The organism is Kineococcus endophyticus (assembly GCF_040796495.1).
Lineage (GTDB): Bacteria > Actinomycetota > Actinomycetes > Actinomycetales > Kineococcaceae > Kineococcus > Kineococcus endophyticus.
On record NZ_JBFNQN010000015.1, the window covers coordinates 40,177 to 59,084 of the forward strand.

Consider the following 18,908-nt stretch of genomic DNA (forward strand, 5'->3'; position numbering starts at 1 on the left):
CCCTCAGGCGTCGGTGGTGCTGCGCCCCACCACGAGCGACTCCCCGCGGAAGAACCCGGGACGTCGCGCGTACTGCACGGCCATGACGAGGAGGCCCAGGCCCAGCACCCCGATGCCGAGGATGAACACGAGCCCGACGCCGCCGATCTCCGAACCCGACCCGTAGGAGGGGTCCATCGAGTCGACCGCGGTCTGCACGAAGAACACCAGCAGCAGCAGGCCGCCGACGAGGGGGGCCAGGCAGGTGGTGAGGAACGCCTTGGCGTTCCCGCCCCAGCTGCCGCGGAAGTACCAGACGCAGGCGAGGGCCGTGACGCCGTAGTAGAAGCAGACCATCATGCCGAGGGCGGTGATGGTGTCCGACAGGACGTTCACCGAGACCACGCGCATGACCGCGTAGAACACCGACGCCACGACGGCGGCGACGACGGTGGCGTACCCGGGCGACTGGAACCGCCGGCTCACCTGCGCGTACCGCGGCGGCAGGGCGCCGTAGTGCCCCATGGCCAGCATCGTGCGCGCCGGGCCGATGAACGTCGACTGCAGCGAGGCCGCCGAGGAGGCGAGGACGCACAGGGACATGAGGATCGCGAAGGGCCCCATGACCGGGCCGGCGAGCGCGGCGAAGATGTTCTCCTGGATGTCGGCGTTGCCCATCCCGAACTCGTCCGCACCGGTGCCGGAGAACGACAGGACCGCGAGGGCGATGGTCAGGTAGAGGACGACGATGACGGCGATCGTGGACAGCGCGGCGCGGCCGGGCGTGGTGCGCGACCCCTGCGTCTCCTCGTTCATCGTCAGGACGACGTCCCAGCCCCAGTAGATGAACACCGAGAGCGAGATGCCGGCGGCGAAGGCGGAGAACGACTCCACGCCGAGCGGGTTGAACCAGCCGGGGTCGATGCTCAGGCCCGCCGGGGCGCTGCCGTCGGCGACCTTGCTGAACGCCGCGACCGCGAACCAGCCGAGGACCAGGAGCTGGAACCCGACGAGCACGTACTGCACCGTCTTGGTCGCCTCCAGGCCCCGGTAGGACACCCAGCAGGCCAGCGCCATGAACACCAGGCAGGTCACGACGTTGACGGGAACGTTCGCGGCGAGGTCGGCGATGCCCTCGTTCCCGGTGAGCTGGGCGAGCATGAGGTAGAAGAAGTCGACGGCGATGCCCGCGAGGTTCGACAGGACGAGGATCGTGGCGGCGAGCAGCCCCCACCCGCCCATCCACCCGATCCAGGGGCCGAACGCGCGGGAGCTCCAGGTGAACGTCGTCCCCGCGTCGGGCATGGCGTTGTTCAGGGCCCGGTACCCGAGGGCGACGAGCAGCATGGGGACGAAACCCACGATGAAGATCGCGGGCAGGTGGTCGCCGACGGCCGAGGCCGTCGGGCCGAGGGCCCCGGTCAGGGTGTACGCCGGGGCGATCGTCGAGACGCCGATGACGACGGCGCCGAGCAGGCCGACCTGCCCGCCGCTGAGGCCCTTGGCCTCCTGGGTGGAGCCCTCGGGCGTCGCGCTCACGCCGCACCTCCGGACGTGCTCACCGAGGTGGAGCGCGGCACGACGACGACGGGGACGGGCACGTGGCGCAGGATGCGCGCGGCCGTCGGCCCGAGGAAAGTCTGCCGCCCCTGCGCCAGCCGGGAGGACCCGACGATCAGCAGACCGCCTGCCGCCCAGTCGATCGAACCCACTGCCTCCGCCATGGTGCGTCCTCGCCCCATCTCCACGCTCACCGGCACGGCCGCCGAGCGCGACCGCACGTCCTCGACCAGGGCCTGCACCCGGGTCACCGCGTCCGGGTCCGCCCCGGCCGCGGTGTCGGACGCGGCGCGGTCGACCTCGACGAGGTTCACCACGTGCAGGGGCAGCCCGTTGCGGGCAGCAGCCTGCCACGCCTCGGCCAGGACCGCGGCGGCTCCGGGCCGGGTGCCCACCGCGACGTACAGGTGGTCCACCCGTTCGGGCGTCTCACGTCGCGGAACGAGCAGCACCGGCACGGGCGAGGCGTGCAGCAGCGCCCGGGCGACCGACCCCACGCCGAGGGGGTTCACTCCCCCGTCGGCGCCGACGACGACGGCGGCCGCGCCGGTCTCCGTCGCCGCGTCGAGCAGGCCCTCGGCGACGGACCCGGCGGTCCGGACGTCGGCCCGCGCGTCCACGCCGGGGCCGATGGCCGCGAGCGCCTCGTCGGCCCAGCCGCGGGCCTGTTCGGTGATGACGCCCGTGACGTCCCCGACGGGCGGGTAGACGCCGCTGAAGGGGTCGTCGCTGCGGACGACCACGACGACGTCGAGCCCGACGCCGAGCGAGCGGGCCAGCACGGCCGACCAGCGCAGCGCGTCGCGGCCGCGGTCGCCCCCGTCGTAGGCGACGACGTAGCGCGGCCCCTCCGTGGTCGTCACGCCAGGGCCGCGGTGACGTCGGCGGCCGCGGCGCGGCCGGAGCGCAGGGCGCCGTCGACGTGCTGGTAGCCCTCGGCCGCCAGGTCCGAGCACGCCCAGTGGATGCGGCCGACGGGGGTGCGCTGGTCGGCGCCGTACCGGGCGAGGCCGCCGAGGTCGAAGCTCGCGGCGTACGCCCCGCGCGTCCACTCCTCGCTGCCCCAGTCCGACTCGTAGTAGGCGATCGGCGCGAGGGCCTGCTCGCCGAGGAACTGCGCGATGGACTCCAGGATCCGCGCCCGGCGCTCCTCCTCGGGCAGGGCGAACACCGCGTCCGCCTTCTCGTCGGCGACGAAGGCGACGAGGGTCCCGCGGTCGTCGCCGTGGATGGTGTTGTCGTACACCTCCTGCACGAGCGTGCTCGTGCCGAACCCCGTGCCGGACAGGCCGTCGTGCCGCCAGAACGGCGTCGCGTACGTGGCGTGCACCTTGATGACGAGGCCCATCGACAGGTGCTGGTGCATCTGGTGCTGGCGGCGCGGCAGCGGCGGGTCGTAGCTGATGCGGGAGAACAGCGGCGGCGGCACGGCCACGACGACGCGCTGGGCGCGGACGGTGACGCGGTCGGACTCGACGACGACACCGTCCTCCCCGTGCCGGATCGTGCGGACGGGCGTGTCCAGGTGCACGCGGTCACCGAGGTCGGCGGCCAGCCGCTCGGAGACCGACTGCATCCCGCCGATGACGCGGCGGTCGAGGATGAAGCACTCGTCCGTGAGGTGCGTGAAGGACCCGGCGGAGGCGGCCATGAGGACGGCTTGCAGCGTCGAGAACGCGTGGGCGGGCTTGGTGAGCATGGCCCCGGCGATGAAGAGGGCGATGGTCGTGCACGCCTCCTCGTCGTCGGACTGCCGGCGCAGCCAGTCCCCGAAGGAGATGGTGTCGAGCTCGCGGGCCCGCGGGTGCGCCCAGGGTTCGGTGGCCCCGACGGCGGCGACGAGGTCGTCCATGAGCTCGGTGAGCCGGGCGATCTCCTTGGCGGTGGAGTCCGAGACGGGGAAGACGTCCCCGCGGTAGGTGCGACGGACCCCGTCGGCGCCGATGTGGACGTTCTCGCCCTCGCGGTAGCGGGGGTAGGTCTCCATGCCGAGCTCGTCGAGCAGGCCGAGCAGCTCGGTCTGGTCCGGGGAGACCCACTGGCCGCCGATCTCCAGGGTCACGCCGTCGCGCTCGTCGGTCCAGGTGCGGCCACCGACGCGGTCGCGCGCCTCCAGGACGACGACGTCGTGACCGGCGGCGACGAGGTGGCGGGCGGTGTTCAGCCCGGCCGGTCCGGCACCGACGACGACCACGTCGGCGCTGAGTTCAACGGGGTTCACGGGGACCTCCGGGTCCGGATCGACGGTGACTGCCTGGAAGTGAACAGGCTTCATTAATGGCCCTGACCGAGCCCCTGTCAAGGGTGTGGGCCACGATGACCGCGTGCCCACCGCCGCCTCCTCCCCCGCCCCGCGCCGGGGGCGCGGGCGTCCCAGCCGCCCGGTGCTGACGGCGGACGGCATCACCACCGAGGCCGTCGCGCTCCTGGAGGAGCGGGGTCAGGACGGGCTGACGATGGCGGCCCTGGCCCGTCGCCTCGGGGTCGCTCCCAGCGCGCTCTACAACCACGTCGCGACGAAGCAGGACGTGCTGCGCGCGGTGCAGGACGACGTCAACCGCGGGATCGACTGCTCGGGGTTCGGCCGGCTGCCGTGGGACGCGGCCCTCGCCGACTGGGCCCGCTCCTACCGCGACGCCTACGAACGCCACCCCGCGCTCGTCCCGGTGATGGCGGTGACGCCGGTGCGCAGCGCGCCGCACACCGTCGAGATGTACGAACGGGTCAGTTCCGGGCTGCTGGCGGCGGGCTGGCCCGCGCACCTCGTGACGAACGTCGTCGTGGCCGTGGAGTCGTTCGTGCTCGGGTCCGCCCTCGACACCGAGGCCCCCGCGGACATCTTCGACCCCGGCGACCTCGCCGCCAGCGCACCGGGGGTCACGACGGCGAACGCCGCCCGGCCGGAGGGTGACACGGCACGCGCAGCGTTCGAGCTGGGGCTGAGCGCCCTGTTGACGGGGTTGCGGGGCCTGCTCGCCGCACCGGGGTGAGAGGTGCGCTCAGGTCCCCGGCCGGGAAGTCGTGCAACAACCGGGGGTGCTGATCGCGTCGTTCCTGCTGTGACCCCTCCAGCCGGCGGTGCCGAGCACCCCAGCGCCACCCCGCCGAGGAGCCCGCACGACCCGACGACAGGAGCGACCCTGAGCGACCACGGGGCCTGCCCCGTCCACGTCGAGGAGCGACCCGCCGCATCACCCCGCAGTGACGGGGACCTGGAGTCCCTGGTGGCGTGGAAGGGCCCGCAACTGGTCCGGCTGGCCCGGACGCTGCTGCGCGACGAGCACCAGGCCGAGGACGTCGTCCAGGACGTCCTCGCCACCTGCGTGCTCAAGTGGAGCCGCATCCAGGCCGTCGAGAACCCCTCGGCCTACCTCAACCGCATGCTCGTGAACGCGGTCACCACGTCCCGACGACGCCCCTGGCGACGGGAGCACGCCGCCGACCCCGTGGACCTGCCCCAGCTCACCGAGCAGGCCCAGCACCGCCTCGCCACAGCTGGTGGGAGTGACGTCGCCGGCTCGCACGCCGAGCGTCAACGATGCCTGGAACTGCTGCGCCGACTGCCGGACAAGCAACGCGTCGCCGTCGTCCTGCGCCTGTACGAAGGACTGCCCGACAACGAGATCGCCGACCTCATGGACTGCTCGACCGCCACCGTGCGCAGCAACGCCCACCGCGGGCTGGCCACGCTGCGCCGACTGCTCACCGAGGAGGGCATCACCCGTGCCTGACCGCCCCGACCACCTCCGCGGCCCCGGAGCCGACGGGTCCCAGGACCCGGCGATCGAGCTGCTGCTGGCCGCTTTCGACCGGGACGTCCGCACCCGGCCCGTGAACGAACCACGCCTCGCCGCCGGGACCCGTGCTCGACTGCGCCACCGCCGCCGGGTGCGGCGGGTGCAGATCGCTGCCACGGCCCTCGCCGTCGCCGCGTCCGTGGGGGTTGCCGTGAGCCTGTGGCCCGGGTCGACACCGACGGTCTCGACCACTCCGATCGCGCAGTCCCCCAGCGAGAGCCCGGCCGGGGAAGCACGCATGGACGTGGTGGCCTACGACCTCCCGGACATGTCCAGGGCCCGTGCGGTCCTGCCCAGTGGTGGAACACTGACGAACCTCGGAGGCGTGGCGGACCAGTCGCGCGCGGAGACGCCGCTGGCGGGTCCGGTGATGTGCTCCGGGGACTCCGGCGAAAGTTTCGCCGTGCAGGACTGGGGCATCGCCGGACGGCAGTTCCAGTGGCACGACGACACCGTGGCGCAACGCGAGGACACCCTCGTGGTCAGCGGGTGGCCGACCGGCACCGGCGCTGACGTGTTCCGGGCCGCCACCGCCGGCTCGCTGCCGTGCGAGATGTCCGGGCAGCTCACACCGGTGGACCTGGCGGTCCCCGGCGCGGAGCAGACCTGGGCAGCGGTCGCCGACCTGGGGGGCCCAGCCGCCTACCTGACCGGGTCGGTCCAGGTGGGCGACCTGATCGTCAGCGCCTCCCTGCCCGCGGCCACGCCCCTCGCGGCGACCGCGCGTTCCGGGGAACTCTCGGCGGTGCTCCGCGCTGCGGTGGACGACCTGCGGGCGAGCGACCTGCCCGCCGTCGACGGCCGGTGAGCCGGGTGCTCCACGCTTCCCGGGGAACGGCATGACGTCGCGGGAGTTTCGTCGGGCCTCGTGGGCCTCGTGGGCCCGCGTGGGCCGGCGTTCCGGTGGCCGTGGTGTCGCTCGTGCGCGGTCGCGCCTCAGGGAGCGAGGCACCTGCCGACGTCTTCGATCAGGGCGACCTCCCGGCAATGGACAGTTCCGGGTAGGCCCGAAGCCGTTCCCGGAGACCGGACACGCTCCCGCCACGGAAGCCGCACGCGGCGATGCCGACTGGCACCACGCATCACAGTCCACAGTTCGCAACACGTTGCGTCGCATAAAGTTACGGTGGTCCTACCCTTTCGACACAGGGGTTGTTCGACTAGTATGGAACACGTGAAAACCGGCGCCCAGTCCGCAGCCCAGGACGCTCTCACGCGCCTGAGTTCCGTCCTGGACGACCTCAACGCTCTGCCGTTGGGAACCCTCGACCGCGACGACGTCGACCACCTCACCCGCTCGCTCTACGCCCTCGGCAACCGCCTCGACGCCGCCAAACTCCACGCGGTGCGCCGCGCCCTCGAGCACGCCCCCGAGAGCGCCGTCGTCGACCTGCTCGCCACCAACCCCGTCAACCTCTCCCGCACCCTGGCCCGCAAGGACGTCGCCGCCGCCCGGCACACCGACCCGACGGTTCACTGGGACGGGAGGATCGGTGGACTCGACGGCGACCGCGGCTCCCTCGCCCGCACCGGTGAGCAACTGGCGGCCGGGAACACCACCCTGCACCACGTCCACGGCGCCGTCACCGCACTGCAGTCCATCCCCACCCCCCTGCGCCGCGGCACCGTCGACATCGACGTGCAGATGGACACCGGCGAGCGGGTCTGGACCACCCAACGCCGCGCCGACCTCATCGACGGGCACTTCGCCACCGTCAGCGGCACCCAACCGCTGGGCACCGCGACCCACCTGAGCGAAGAACTCCTCACCCGCCTGGACCCCGAACGCGTGGACCGGCACGTCCGCGACCTCGAACCGGACTCCGCCAGCCGCCGCACCCTCACCTTCACCCGCCGCCACGGCATGCTGCGCATGACCGTCGACCTCGACGAGGCCGCCGCCGTCGTCGTCCGCTCCGCCCTCGAAGCCGCCGCCAAACCCCTGCCCACGGCATCAGGTGACGACACCCGCTCGCTCGGGCAACGCCGCCACGACGGCCTCGTCGACCTCGTCACCACCGGCGCCCACCACCCCGCCAGCAGCACCGACCCGGTCGTCGCGCACAAGGCCACCGTCGTCCTGCGCGCCACCCTCGACGACACCGGCGCCCTGCAGTCCGGCACCGCCACCGCCGACACCCACGGCCCCGTCACCGACGCCACCCTGCGCGCCGCCTCCTGCGACGGCGACGTCACCGTCGCCGTCATGGACCGCCTCGGCCGACCCCGCTCCCTGCACACCCTGGACCGGCACGCCAGCGACAACCAACGCCTCATCGTCGCCGAACGCGACCGCGGCTGCATCGCCCCCGGCTGCGGAGCCCCGGCCTGGGCCTGCCACCTGCACCACGTCGTCCACTGGGCCGACGGAGGACCCACCAGCGTCGACAACCTCGTCCTCCTCTGCGGCAGGGACCACCGAGCCCTCCACGCCGGCCGCCTCGAAGCCCGGTTCGGCGAGGACGGGTTACCGGAAACCAGACGCCTCCAACGCGACCTGGGCCAGCTCATGACCCCCGGACCCTGGACGCGCAACGACCACCCCACCCTGCTGCAGAGGACGCGGAAACTCGCCCGCGCCCTCGAACAGGACGACCTCACCCTCAGGAAGTGAGCGGTTGCTGACGCGCGCAGAGCGTCAGCCGGGTCAGCGCCCCCGCAGCACCAGGTCGGGCAGCTTCGCCTGGAGTTCGGCGACCGTCGTCCCCCACGTCTCCTCGACGACGACCTCGCCGCCCCCCAGGGACAGCACGGCCTCCTCGCTGTAGACGCGCGAGACGCAGCCGACCCCGGTGAGGGGGTACGTGCACTCCCGCACCAGCTTCGGGGACCCGTCGCGCCCGAACAGCGGCATGACGACGAACACGGCCTTCGCCCCCGTCGCGAGGTCCATCGCCCCGCCGACGGCCGGGATCGCGTCGGGCGCACCCGTGTGCCAGTTGGCGAGGTCCCCGTTCGCGGCGACCTGGTAGGCGCCGAGGACGCAGACGTCGAGGTGGCCGCCCCGCATCATGGCGAAGCTGTCGGCGTGGTGGAAGTACGACGCCCCCGGGGTCTCGACCACCGGGATCTTGCCGGCGTTCACGAGGTCGGGGTCGATCTCGTCCCCCACGGCCGCCCGGCCCATCCCGAGCATCCCGTTCTCGGTGTGCAGAACGACCCCGGACTCCGGGGTCAGGTGGTCGGCGACCAGCGTCGGCCGGCCGATGCCGAGGTTCACGTAAGCGCCCTCGGGGATGTCGCGGGCGACCCGCGCGGCCAGCTCGTCCTTCGACAGGGGACCCCGGTCGGTGTTCTGGACCGTCACGCCGCCACCCCCACGCGCACGACGCGGTCGACGTAGATCGCCGGCGTCACGACGTCCTCGGGGTCCAGCGAGCCCGTCGGCACGACGTCGGAGACCTGCACGACGCTCGTCCTCGCGGCCGCCGCCATGACGGGTCCGAAGTTCCGGGCCGTCTTGCGGTACACCAGGTTCCCGAACTCGTCGGCGAGGTGCGCCTTGACGAGGGCCACGTCGCCGTGGATCGGGAACTCCAGCAGGTGCTCTCGCCCGTCGATCACGCGGGTCTCCTTCCCCTCGGCCAACGGGGTGCCGGCACCCGTCGGGCAGTAGAACGCGCCGATGCCGGCCCCGGCGGCCCGCAGCCGCTCGGCCAACGTGCCCTGCGGCACGAGTTCGAGCTCGATCCGTCCGGCCCGGTACAGCTCGTCGAACACCCAGGAGTCGCTCTGCCGTGGGAACGAGCAGACGATCTTGCGGACGCGGTCCGCGGCCAGCAGGGCCGCGAGCCCGACGTCGCCGTTCCCGGCGTTGTTGTTGACGACGGTGAGGTCCTTCGCACCCTGCCGCAGCAGGGCGTCGATGAGTTCCACGGGCTGGCCGGCCGCGCCGAAACCCCCGATGAGGACGGTCGCCCCGTCGGCGACGTCCGCGACGGCCGCGTCGGCGTCGGCGGCGAACTGCGTGCGACTCAACGGACTCCTGCCTCCTGCGCGTCGGTGTTCTCCAGGACGACGGCGAGCCCCTGCCCGACGCCGATGCAGATCGCCGCCACGCCCCAGCGGACGCGCTCGGCGCTCATCCGGGCCACCAGGGTTCCCACGATCCGGCCCCCGGACGCCCCGAGCGGGTGCCCCAGCGCGATGGCCCCGCCCCGGGTGTTCACCAGGCCCGGGTCGACGCCCCAGGCGTCGACGCAGGCGAGCGACTGGACGGCGAACGCCTCGTTCAGCTCGACCGCGCCCACGGCGTCCCAGCCGATCCCGGCACGGGCCAGCGCCCGGTTCGCGGCCTCGACGGGGGCGAACCCGAAGTCCTGCGGGTCGAGCGCGAACGTGCCGCGGCCGGCGACGCGGGCGAGCGGGTCGTGCCCGACGGCGGCGGAGGCCCCGGCCGTCCCGAGCAGCACCGCGGAGGCGCCGTCGGACAGCGGCGAGGCGTTCCCGGCCGTGATGGTGCCGGCCGGGTCGAACGCGGGCTGCAGCCCGGCGAGCCGTTCGACGGTCGTGCCGGGCCGGATCCCCTCGTCCTTCGTCACCTCACCCACCGGCACGACGAGGTCGTCGTAGAAACCCTCGGCCCACGCCGCGGCGGCGCGCTCGTGCGAGCGGACGGCGAACTCGTCCTGGCGCGTGCGGGAGATGCCGAACCGCTGCTGCAGCAGCTCGTTCGCGCCGCCGAGGCTGACGGTCCACTCCTTCGGCATCCGCGGGTTCACCAGCCGCCAGCCCAGCGTCGTCGAGACCGCCGTGACGTCCCCCGCCGGGAACGCGCGGGAGGGCTTGGGCAGCACCCACGGTGCCCGCGACATCGACTCCACGCCGCCCGTGAGGACGACCTGCGCGTCGCCGGTCTCCAGGGCGCGCGACCCGGCGAACAGCGCGTCGAGCCCGGAACCGCAGAGCCGGTTGACCGTGCTGCCGGGCACGGACGTCGGCATCCCGGCGAGCAGCACGGCCATCCGGGCGACGTTGCGGTTGTCCTCGCCGGCACCGTTGGCCAGGCCCAGGTGCACCTCGTCGACGGCCTCGGCGGGCAGCTGCGGAGAGCGGTCGAGGGTCGCGCGCACGACGGCGGCGGCCAGGTCGTCCGGGCGGGCCTCGGCGAGCGCGCCGCCGAACTTGCCGAAGGGAGTGCGGACGGCGTCGTAGACGTACGCCTCGGGTCGAGCCTCGGATCCAGCCATGACCCCAGCCTGGCCCCGCCACGCCCATACGTCCAACATCCGTTGCGGACCGGCGCGGTACTCAGGGAGTATGGGCGGGTGACGTTGCGCCGCCTGGAGTACTTCGTCGCCGTGGCCGAGGAGCAGTCGTTCACGGGGGCCGCCCGCGCGCTGCACATGGCCCAGCCACCGCTGTCCAGCCAGGTGCGTGCCCTCGAGCGCGAGCTCGGGGCGGAACTGTTCGACCGCAGCGGTCGCACTCCCGTCCTCACCCCCGCCGGCCGGGCCCTCCTGCCGGAGGTCCGTCGTCTGCTCGCCGCCTACGCCCGGTTCCCCGCCACCGCGCAGCAGGCCCGCGACGGCAGCGTCGGACGGTTGCGGGTGGGCCTGGTCCCCTCGGCCGTGGCGGGCGGGCTCCCGGAGGTGCTGCGCCGCGTCCGCACCGAGCTGACCGGGCTGGAGGTGGCCCTGGTCGAAGGACGGCCCGCCGACCTGCTGCGCCGCCTCGACCTCGACGACCTCGACGTCGTCCTGCTCTACGCCGCCCCGGACGGTCCCGCGCTGGCCTCGCAGGTCCTCGCGGACGAACCCCTGGTGCTTGCCCTGCCCCGCGGCCACCGGCTGACGGCGCGCCCCGCGGTCGCCGTGGCCGACCTCGAGCACGAACCGCTCCTGATGCCCGCCCGGCACGGCGACGACGGCCTGCGGGAGCGGACGTCGGCGCTGCTCGCCGGCGTCCACGTCCGGGTCGCACAGGACGACCTGTGGATGGTGCAGACGATGGTCGCCCTCGTCGCCGCCGGTCTCGGCTGTGCGGTCGTGCCGGCCTCGACGACGGGGCTGCGGCCGGACGCCGTCGAGTACCGCCCGTTCACCGGCGCCGTCCCGGGCCTGGAACTGGTCGCGACGTGGCGCGAGGACCGGGACCACCCGCCGGTGGCCCGGTTCCTCGCGCTCTGGCCGACGGTCCGACCGACGGGGGGTCGGACTAGCGTCGGCGACCGGCGATGACCTTCTGCAGGACGACGAACGCGAGCAGCACGGCCCCGATGAACACCCGCGTCCACCAGGAGTCGAGGTCCTCGCGGGCGATGAGCACCTGGATGAGGCCGTACACGAGCACCCCGGCCCCGGTGCCCAGGACGAACCCGACGCCACCGGACAGCAACGTCCCGCCGATGACGACGGCCGCGATGGCGTCCAGCTCCATCCCGATGCCCGTGAGGTTGAACCCCGACTTCGTGTAGAGCGCGAACAGGATGCCCGCGAGGCCCGCGCAGGTGCCGGAGATGACGTACACCCCGATGCGGGTGCGGGCCGGACGCAGCCCCATGAGTTCCACGGCCGCGCCGCGGTCCCCCGCACCCAACCCGTAGACCGTCCGGCCGAAGCGCGTGTAGTGCAGGACGTACACGGCCAGGAGCAGGACGCCGACCGCGATGAGCATGCTGGCGTTGATGCGCCAGGTCTCGCGGCCCTCCCCGAACTTCAGGCTCCACGAGGCCAGCGCCGAGAACCCGTCGTCGTCGATCTTCAGGGAGTTCGTGCTGACGACGTTCGCCAGCCCGCGGGCCAGGAACATCACGGCGAGGGAGGCGATGAACGGCTGGATGTCGAACACCTGCACCATGACGCCGATGAGCAGCCCGCAGCACGTCCCGATGAGGACGCCGAGGACGAGCACCACGGGCAGCGGAGCGCCGGCCGTGAACAGCTTCGCCGTCACCAGCCCGACGAGGGCCACCACGGCCCCGACCGAGAGGTCGATGCCCCCGGCGAGGACGACGAACGTCATGCCCACGGCGAGGACGAGCAGGTAGGAGTTGTCCAGCAGCAGGTTCGACAGCAGCCGCATGCTGAGGAAGTCGCTGCGGGCGGTGCTGTACCGCTGCTGGCCCACGCCCAGCATCACGACGAGGGTGACGAGGGTGCCGACGACCGGCAGGAAGCGGCGGTCGACGCGGTCCACGAGGGCGCGGACCCGCCGGGTGCTCGGCCGCGGCGGCGCGCCCGAGGGCGCCTGGGGTGACAGTCCCGTGCTCATGCGGCCACCTCCGTCGCCACGGGCCGGCGCGTGCGCGGCGGCCGGCTCCTCCACCGGGAACGCAGCGCCGGGGACGCGGCGACGCAGACCGCGATGAGGACCAGCGCCTTGAACAGCGGCGTGGTCTGGCTCGGCAACTCAAAGACGATGACCGCCCGTTCCAGGGTCGACAGCAGCAGCGCCCCCACGACGAGCCCGCCGAGGTGGAAGCGCCCGCCGTCCAGCCGGGTGCCACCGAGGACGACGACCATGATGGCGTCGAGTTCCTTGAGCAGGCCGATGTTGTTCGCGTCGGCGGCCATCGTGGGTGCGCCGTAGACGATGCCGGCCAGGGCTGCGAGGAGGCCCGCGAGGACGTAGACGACCCACGTCGTGGAGCGGGCACCGACGCCCGCCAGGCGACTGGCCTCGCGGTTGGTGCCGACGGCCTCGAGGAACATCCCCAGAGCGGTCCGGCGCACGGCCAGCGCCACGAGCACGAACACCGCCCCGGCGATGACGACGGGAACGGGGACGCCGAGGACGAAACCCGATCCGATGGACTTGAACGGCGGGCTGGTCACCGTGGTGATCTGCCCCTTGGTGATGAGCATGGCGATCCCGCGCCCGGCCACCATGAGGATCATCGTGGCGATGAACGGCTGGATCCCCAGCGCGGTCACCATGAACCCGTTGAAGGCCCCGATCACCACCCCGAGGACGAGTCCCAGCACGACGGCCGTCGCGACGGCGCCGGGCGCCGACGGGTCCGGCACGCTCGCGAGGTGGGTCAGCGACACCGCCAGGGAGATGGCCATGACGGCGCCCACGGACAGGTCGATGCCGCCCGTGGCGATGACCAGGCACATGCCCAGGGCCAGCAGCAACGGAGTCGCGCTGTTGCGCAGCAGGTCGATCAGCTGGCCGTAGAGGTTGCCGTCGCGGGTGGCGACGTCCAGGAACCCCGGGCTCTTCAGCCCGCAGGCCAGCAGCAGGACGACGAGCGCGAGCACGGGCCACAGCAGGCCGTGCTGGGAGACGCGCTGGAACAGCGTCGCCGGGTTCGTGCCGCGGGCGGACGCGTTCACGACGCCCTCACCTCCGAGTTCGCGATGGCTTCGAGGACGGTGTCGGTGGTGACCGACGCGTCGTTGGTGATCTCGGCGACCTTGCGACGGTCGCGCATGACGACGACGCGCTGGCTGAGCCGCAGCACCTCCTCCAGCTCGGAGGAGATGAAGACGATGGACATGCCGTCGGCGGCGAGGTCGGCGACGAGGCGCTGGATCTCGGTCTTGGCGCCGATGTCGATGCCACGGGTGGGTTCGTCCAGCACGAGCAGGCGCGGGGCCGTGGCCAGCCACCGCGCCAGCAGCACCTTCTGCTGGTTGCCCCCGGACAGGTTGCGGATGAGCGCGTTCGGGTTCGGCGGGTTGATGTTCAGCACGACGACGTACTTCTGCACGATCTCGTCGAGCTCGCGGCGAGGGATGCGCCGCCACGGACCGCGCCCGGCCTGAAGGGCCAGGGCGATGTTCTCGCGGACCGTGAGGTCGCCGATGATGCCCTCCTTCTTGCGGTCCTCGCTCGACATCGCCAGGTGCCGGCGGAGCGCGGCCAGCGGCGTGGGCAGCCTGACCGGCCGCTCGTCGAGGGAGAGCTCCCCCCGGTCGGGGCGGTCCGCCCCCACCAGCAGCCGCGCCAGTTCGGAGCGTCCCGACCCCAGCAACCCGGCGAGCCCGACGATCTCGCCCGGGTACAGCGAGAGGTCGAAGGGTTCCACGGCACCGTCGCGGCCGACCCCGAGGGCCGTCATGAGCGGGGTCTCGCGCGGGGAGTGCGGGGTGATGGACCGCTTCGCCTGTTCCTCGATCCCGGCCAGCGCGGCCCCGGAGCGGCCGATCATGTGCCCGACCAGTTCGCGGCGCGGGAGGTCGGTCGTGACGAACTCGCCGACGAAGCGGCCGTTGCGCAGCACGGTCATCCGGTCCGACAGGTCGTAGACCTGCTCGAGGAAGTGCGAGACGAAGAGGATCGCCACCCCCTCGTCGCGCAACCGGCGCACGACGCGGAACAGTTCGGCCACCTCGGCCCGGTCCAGGCTCGACGTGGGTTCGTCGAGCACGAGGACCTTGGCGTCCACGACCAGCGCTCGGGCGATGGCGCACAACTGCTGCACGGCGATGCTGTGGGACGACAGCTGCGAGCGGACGTCGACGTCGAGGTTCAGGCGCTGCAGGAAACCCCGGGCCGCGCGGCGCGTCGCGGGCCAGTCGATGAAGGGCCCGCGGCGTACCTCGTGGCCCAGCATGACGTTCTCCGCGACCGTGAGGTTCGCGCAGAGGTTGACCTCCTGGTAGACGGTGCTGATCCCGGCCGCCTGGGCCTGGCTGGGTCCGCTGAACCGCACCTCCCGGCCCTCGACGGCGATCCCGCCGTGGTCGATCCGGTGGACCCCGGTGAGGGCCTTGATGAGGGTCGACTTGCCGGCCCCGTTCTCGCCCATGAGCGCGTGGACCTCACCGCGGCGCAGGACGAGGTCCACGCCGTCGAGGGCCTTGACGCCCGGGAACGTGATGGTGATGCCCGTCATGCGGACGACCGCGTCCGGCGGGGGTGCGGCCGGGTCCCCGGGCGCTCGGGTGTTCGTCGTGTCGGACATCGTGCGGCACAGCCCTTCCGGAGACGTCGGGTCGGTGGTCAGTACTTCCGGGCGTCCACGTCGGCCTGGGTCGTCGTCTGGTCGAAGGCCTGGTCCTGGACGATCGTCTCCTTCGGCACCTCCTTGCCCGCCGCGACGTCCTTGACGAGCGTCGCGAGCTGGTCGCCGAAGACGGGGTTGCACTCCACGACGTAGTTGAACTTGCCGTCGACGAGAGCCTGCAGCCCGTCGCGCACCCCGTCGACCGAGACGATCTGGACGTCCTTGCCCGGCACCTTGCCGGCGGCCTCGATGGCCTCGACGGCCCCGAGCCCCATGTCGTCGTTGTGGGTGAAGATGAGGTTCGTCTCGGGGTAGGTCTGCAGGGCGGCCTCGACCGCCGTCTTGCCCTCGGCGCGCGTGAAGTTCCCGCTGGCCTTCCCGACGACCTGCTGGCCGACGACGCCGTCGAAACCCTTCTCGCGGTCGACCTGCGCGCCCGAGCCGAGCGTTCCCTGGAGCTCGAAGACCTTGGCGTCGGGCGCGTTCTTCGCGACCCACTCCCCGGCGGTCTTGCCCTCCTGCTCGAAGTCGGCGCCGATCCACGTCGCGTACGGGTCCTGGACCGAGGTGTCCACCGTGCGGTCCACCAGGACGACGGGGATCCCGGAGTCCTTGATCTCCTGCAGGACCTCGTCCCAGCCCGTCTCGATGACCGGGGAGAACGCGATGACGTCGACGTCCTGGGTGATGAAGTCGCGCAGCGCCTTGATCTGGTTCTCCTGCTTCTGCTGGGCGTCGACGAACTTCAGGTCGATGCCGTTGGCGGCGGTGAGCGCGGACTTCACCGACTCGGTGTTCGCGGTGCGCCACCCGGACTCGGCCCCCAGCTGGGAGAAGCCGACGGTGATGGTGTCCCCGCCACCGCCGGCGGCGGTCTCGCTGCCCGCGGCGTCGCCGCCGCCGCAGGCGGTCAGGCCCCAGAGGGCGGCGACGCCGAACGCGGCGACGATGGAACGGCGGGTGGTCCTGGGAGACGACATGGGCTCCTCCTCGAGCGTGGGTGCCGACTGCGGTGTCGGGCTGTCCAGATTGTGAGCGCTCACAACATCGGGGGTCAAGAGGGTGTTCGGCAACGAGCGGGTCACGGTCGCCCGCAGGGGTGGTTCAGGCCCGCGGAGCGGCACTGCTCGAGCGGACGACGAGCCGGGCCCCCACGAGGACGCCCTCGGCCGGTTGCCGTTCGATGGCGGCCGCCATGCGCTCCAGGCACCGTCGGCCCAGGGCCGCCCAGTCCGGCCGCACCGTCGTGAGCGGCGGGAAGAAGTGCTCGGAGCCCTCGACGTCGTCGAAACCCACCACCGACACCTCGCGCGGGACGTTCACCCCGGCGTCCGCGAACGCGTGCAGGAGACCGAGAGCGAGTTGGTCGTTCGCGGTGAACACGGCTGTGGGCAGCGGGGTTTCGTCGCGTCGACCGAGCAGCGAACGCCCGATCGCGAAACCCGCCGACGCCGTCCAGTCCCCCTGGACCGGCTCCGCCGGCCGGATGCCCGCCTGCAGCACCGCGTCCTGCCACCCCCGTTCCCGCGCACGGGCGTCCAGCCACACCGAGGGCCCCCGCACGTGCAGGACGTCGCGGTGCCCGAGGTCGAGGAGGTGCCCCACCGCCAGGCTCGCCCCGGCGTACTGGTCCACGGCGACGGTGTGGATGTGACCGCTCACCTGGCCGGGGCCGACCATGACGACGGGGAGCTTGCGGCTGTAGTCCTTCACGGCGCGCACGGCCTCGTCGTGGGAGGCGATGACGACGACGCCGTCCACGCCCTGGTCGAGGAAGTGCTCGAGGGTGGCCTGCACAGAGTCGACCTCCCACCGGGTGACGGTGGCGACCGAGACGTACGTCCCCTGGCTGCGCGCCGCGTTCTCGACCGCGATGAGCGTCATGGTCGGCCCGAAGAGGGGCGAGTCCTCGGTGATGACGCCGATGGCGCCGGTCCGCCGCGTCACGAGCGCCCGCGCAGCCTCGTTGCGGCGGTAGCCGAGTTCGGTGATCGCGCTCTGCACACGCTCGCGCGTCGAAGCCTTGACGTTGGGGTGGTCGTTGAGGACCCGCGAGACGGTCTGGTGGGACACCCCGGCGAGCTTGGCGACGTCGCTCATGGCCGGCGGACGCGGCAGGGCGGCGCCGGCCCGTTCCCCGGTCCCCGCGTCAGCCACGGCAGGCACCACCGCTGGCGCTGGGCATCGGATCCTCCGTCGGATTGAGAGCGTTCACATCCTAGGGCGGCGTCACCGTCCTGGGAAGACCGAGCGACCGGAGGAGCTCACCCACCCCGGACGTCCACGGCGGCAGGTCCTCGGTGGCCAGCACGGTGTTCTCCAGCGTCCCCAGCTGCGGGCAGCTGATGCGCACGACGTCCCCGACGTGGTGCGTGAACCCCTGCCCCGGCTCGTCCCGGTCCGTCGTCGGGGCGAAGAGGGTGCCCGTGTAGAGGACGAACCCGTCGGGGTACTGGTGGTGCGGCCCCACGGTGGCCGCGACGAGTTCCTCGAACGGCCGGCTGATGCGCCGCAACGAGTTCCGGCCGTGCAGGAGGAAACCGTCGGTCCCGCGCACCTCGAGGTCGACGTCGACCTCCCTCAGCGCGTCGAGGGTGAGGGAGTCGTCGAGGAGGCGGACGAACGGACCCAGTGCGCTGGAGGCGTTCGCGTCCTTGGCCCGGCCGAGCAGCAACGCCGACCGGCCCTCGACGTCCCGCAGGTTGACGTCGTTGCCCAGCGTCGCCCCGACCACCTCGCCGCGGGAGGTCACGACGAGCACGAGCTCGGGTTCTGGGTTGTTCCACCGCGACCACGACGGCACGCCGACCGCCGCCCCGTGCCCGACCGAGGCGAGGACCGGCGCCTTGGTGAACACCTCGGGGTCGGGACCGAGGCCCACCTCGAGGTACTGCGACCACCAGCCCCGCGCCTGCAGCACGTCCTTGACGCGCGCCGCCTCGGGCGACCCCGGCCGCACGGACGCCAGCGTGCCACCGAGCACGTCCGCCACCTCGGCCCGCACGGCGGCGGCCCGGGCCGGGTCACCGCCCGCGCGTTCCTCGATGACGCGTTCGGCGAGGCTGTCGGCGAACGTCACGCCGCACGCCTTGACGACCTGCAGGTCCACGGGCGCGAGCAGGTGCGCCGACTCCCGGGACCCCACGGTCGCGGCGAGGAGCTCCCGCGTCCACCACCGCGGCTCAGAGGCCAGGGCGGCCCGCACGACCGCGATCCGGTCGTCCCGTTCGAGCAGTCCCGAGACGGTGGGTGCGAGCGCGGTCAGGTCGTGCACGCCCCAGCCGTCGTCTCCCGGGGGTTCCGCGGTGTCGAGGGCCACCACGCGGGGGCCACCCGTCGAGGGGTCCTGCACCCGGCCGAGCAGGACAGCCCCCGCCGGCAGCACGTCGTCCACGCGTCGGCCCGTCCGTCAGTCGGTCTCGGGACCGCAGCAGTAGAAGCAGTCCCCCTCGCACCGTCCTCCGCCGTCCACGACCGCGAGGTCCTCGGTCCGCTCCACCACGACCGTCATGCCCGTCCTCCGTCACCGCCCGCCCCGGCGACCTGCCGGTGCACCCCTCCACCGTGCCCCCGGACCGCGGTCCGCGGTGCCGGACGCGCCGCACGTCCCCCACTTCTCCACCGATCGCGTCACCCCGGTCCACAGTCGTGAAGACAGGCCCTTCTTCACAGTCGGG

17 protein-coding genes are annotated in these 18,908 nt (G+C 72.8%); 5 read left to right on the forward strand and 12 right to left on the reverse strand.

The window, feature by feature from the left end:
• Nucleotides 1-3: 3 nt before the first annotated feature.
• From AB1207_RS19850 to AB1207_RS19860, 3 genes are read right to left on the reverse strand one after another with little or no spacing between them, the layout of a single operon-like run.
• On the reverse strand, nt 4-1,518 hold the full coding sequence (locus AB1207_RS19850; protein ID WP_367640185.1) for an APC family permease: 1,515 nt from the start codon (nt 1,516-1,518) through the stop codon (nt 4-6).
• Nucleotides 1,515-2,402, reverse strand: a complete 888-nt coding sequence (locus AB1207_RS19855) for a universal stress protein (RefSeq protein ID WP_367640186.1) — start codon at nt 2,400-2,402, stop codon at nt 1,515-1,517. Before AB1207_RS19855 ends, AB1207_RS19850 begins: the two co-directional genes overlap by 4 nt.
• Nucleotides 2,399-3,760, reverse strand: a complete 1,362-nt coding sequence (locus tag AB1207_RS19860) for a flavin monoamine oxidase family protein (RefSeq protein ID WP_367640187.1) — start codon at nt 3,758-3,760, stop codon at nt 2,399-2,401. The genes AB1207_RS19855 and AB1207_RS19860 overlap by 4 nt, the downstream gene beginning before the upstream one ends.
• Before the next feature lie 103 nt (nt 3,761-3,863).
• Between AB1207_RS19860 and AB1207_RS19865 the strand changes: the two genes are divergently transcribed.
• The 4 genes from AB1207_RS19865 (at nt 3,864) to AB1207_RS19880 (ending at nt 7,950) form a co-directional block, all read left to right on the forward strand.
• Nucleotides 3,864-4,529: a TetR/AcrR family transcriptional regulator gene (locus AB1207_RS19865; protein WP_367640188.1), complete on the forward strand. Its 666-nt coding sequence runs from the start codon at nt 3,864-3,866 to the stop codon at nt 4,527-4,529.
• A 234-nt stretch (nt 4,530-4,763) separates the two neighbouring features.
• Complete coding sequence (locus AB1207_RS19870) at nt 4,764-5,270, forward strand: RNA polymerase sigma factor (protein ID WP_367640189.1); 507 nt, start codon at nt 4,764-4,766, stop codon at nt 5,268-5,270.
• Nucleotides 5,263-6,144 (forward strand): hypothetical protein, encoded by an 882-nt coding sequence (locus AB1207_RS19875; protein WP_367640190.1) that lies wholly within the window; start codon nt 5,263-5,265, stop codon nt 6,142-6,144. The genes AB1207_RS19870 and AB1207_RS19875 overlap by 8 nt, the downstream gene beginning before the upstream one ends.
• Before the next feature lie 366 nt (nt 6,145-6,510).
• On the forward strand, nt 6,511-7,950 hold the full coding sequence (locus AB1207_RS19880; RefSeq protein WP_367640191.1) for an HNH endonuclease signature motif containing protein: 1,440 nt from the start codon (nt 6,511-6,513) through the stop codon (nt 7,948-7,950).
• Between the two features lie 33 nt (nt 7,951-7,983).
• Here AB1207_RS19880 and AB1207_RS19885 read toward each other — a convergent pair whose 3' ends face one another.
• From AB1207_RS19885 to AB1207_RS19895, 3 genes are read right to left on the reverse strand one after another with little or no spacing between them, the layout of a single operon-like run.
• Nucleotides 7,984-8,643, reverse strand: a complete 660-nt coding sequence (locus AB1207_RS19885; RefSeq protein ID WP_367640192.1) for a 3-oxoacid CoA-transferase subunit B — start codon at nt 8,641-8,643, stop codon at nt 7,984-7,986.
• Entirely contained in the window at nt 8,640-9,314 is a 675-nt protein-coding gene (locus AB1207_RS19890; protein ID WP_367640193.1) for a 3-oxoacid CoA-transferase subunit A, read from the reverse strand. Before AB1207_RS19890 ends, AB1207_RS19885 begins: the two co-directional genes overlap by 4 nt.
• Entirely contained in the window at nt 9,311-10,525 is a 1,215-nt protein-coding gene (locus tag AB1207_RS19895) for a thiolase family protein (RefSeq protein ID WP_367640194.1), read from the reverse strand. The genes AB1207_RS19890 and AB1207_RS19895 overlap by 4 nt, the downstream gene beginning before the upstream one ends.
• A 78-nt stretch (nt 10,526-10,603) precedes the next feature.
• Between AB1207_RS19895 and AB1207_RS19900 the strand changes: the two genes are divergently transcribed.
• Complete coding sequence (locus tag AB1207_RS19900; RefSeq protein WP_367640195.1) at nt 10,604-11,515, forward strand: LysR family transcriptional regulator; 912 nt, start codon at nt 10,604-10,606, stop codon at nt 11,513-11,515.
• Here the strand turns inward: AB1207_RS19900 and AB1207_RS19905 are convergent.
• The 6 genes from AB1207_RS19905 to AB1207_RS19930 all read right to left on the reverse strand — a co-directional run bounded on the left by AB1207_RS19905 (nt 11,493) and on the right by AB1207_RS19930 (nt 18,625).
• Nucleotides 11,493-12,548, reverse strand: a complete 1,056-nt coding sequence (locus AB1207_RS19905; RefSeq protein WP_367640196.1) for an ABC transporter permease subunit — start codon at nt 12,546-12,548, stop codon at nt 11,493-11,495. The two genes, AB1207_RS19900 and AB1207_RS19905, sit on opposite strands and share 23 nt — an antisense overlap.
• Nucleotides 12,545-13,615, reverse strand: coding sequence for an ABC transporter permease (locus AB1207_RS19910; protein WP_367640197.1), 1,071 nt, complete (start codon nt 13,613-13,615; stop codon nt 12,545-12,547). Before AB1207_RS19910 ends, AB1207_RS19905 begins: the two co-directional genes overlap by 4 nt.
• Nucleotides 13,612-15,189 (reverse strand): sugar ABC transporter ATP-binding protein, encoded by a 1,578-nt coding sequence (locus tag AB1207_RS19915; protein WP_367640198.1) that lies wholly within the window; start codon nt 15,187-15,189, stop codon nt 13,612-13,614. The genes AB1207_RS19910 and AB1207_RS19915 overlap by 4 nt, the downstream gene beginning before the upstream one ends.
• A 38-nt stretch (nt 15,190-15,227) precedes the next feature.
• A complete protein-coding gene (locus AB1207_RS19920; protein ID WP_367640199.1) occupies nt 15,228-16,211 on the reverse strand; it encodes an ABC transporter substrate-binding protein in 984 nt (327 codons plus the stop codon).
• A 124-nt stretch (nt 16,212-16,335) separates the two neighbouring features.
• A complete protein-coding gene (locus AB1207_RS19925; protein ID WP_367640200.1) occupies nt 16,336-17,388 on the reverse strand; it encodes a LacI family DNA-binding transcriptional regulator in 1,053 nt (350 codons plus the stop codon).
• Between the two features lie 61 nt (nt 17,389-17,449).
• Complete coding sequence (locus AB1207_RS19930; protein WP_367640201.1) at nt 17,450-18,625, reverse strand: fumarylacetoacetate hydrolase family protein; 1,176 nt, start codon at nt 18,623-18,625, stop codon at nt 17,450-17,452.
• Nucleotides 18,626-18,908: the final 283 nt, after the last annotated feature.

Excerpts from the sequence above, each read along its gene's own strand:
- AB1207_RS19895 (WP_367640194.1), bottom strand. The coding sequence starts at position 10,525 with ATGGCTGGATCCGAGGCTCGACCCGAGGCGTACGTCTACGACGCCGTC.
- AB1207_RS19905 (WP_367640196.1), bottom strand. The coding sequence starts at position 12,548 with ATGAGCACGGGACTGTCACCCCAGGCGCCCTCGGGCGCGCCGCCGCGG.
- AB1207_RS19915 (WP_367640198.1), bottom strand. The coding sequence starts at position 15,189 with ATGTCCGACACGACGAACACCCGAGCGCCCGGGGACCCGGCCGCACCC.
- AB1207_RS19920 (WP_367640199.1), bottom strand. The coding sequence starts at position 16,211 with ATGTCGTCTCCCAGGACCACCCGCCGTTCCATCGTCGCCGCGTTCGGC.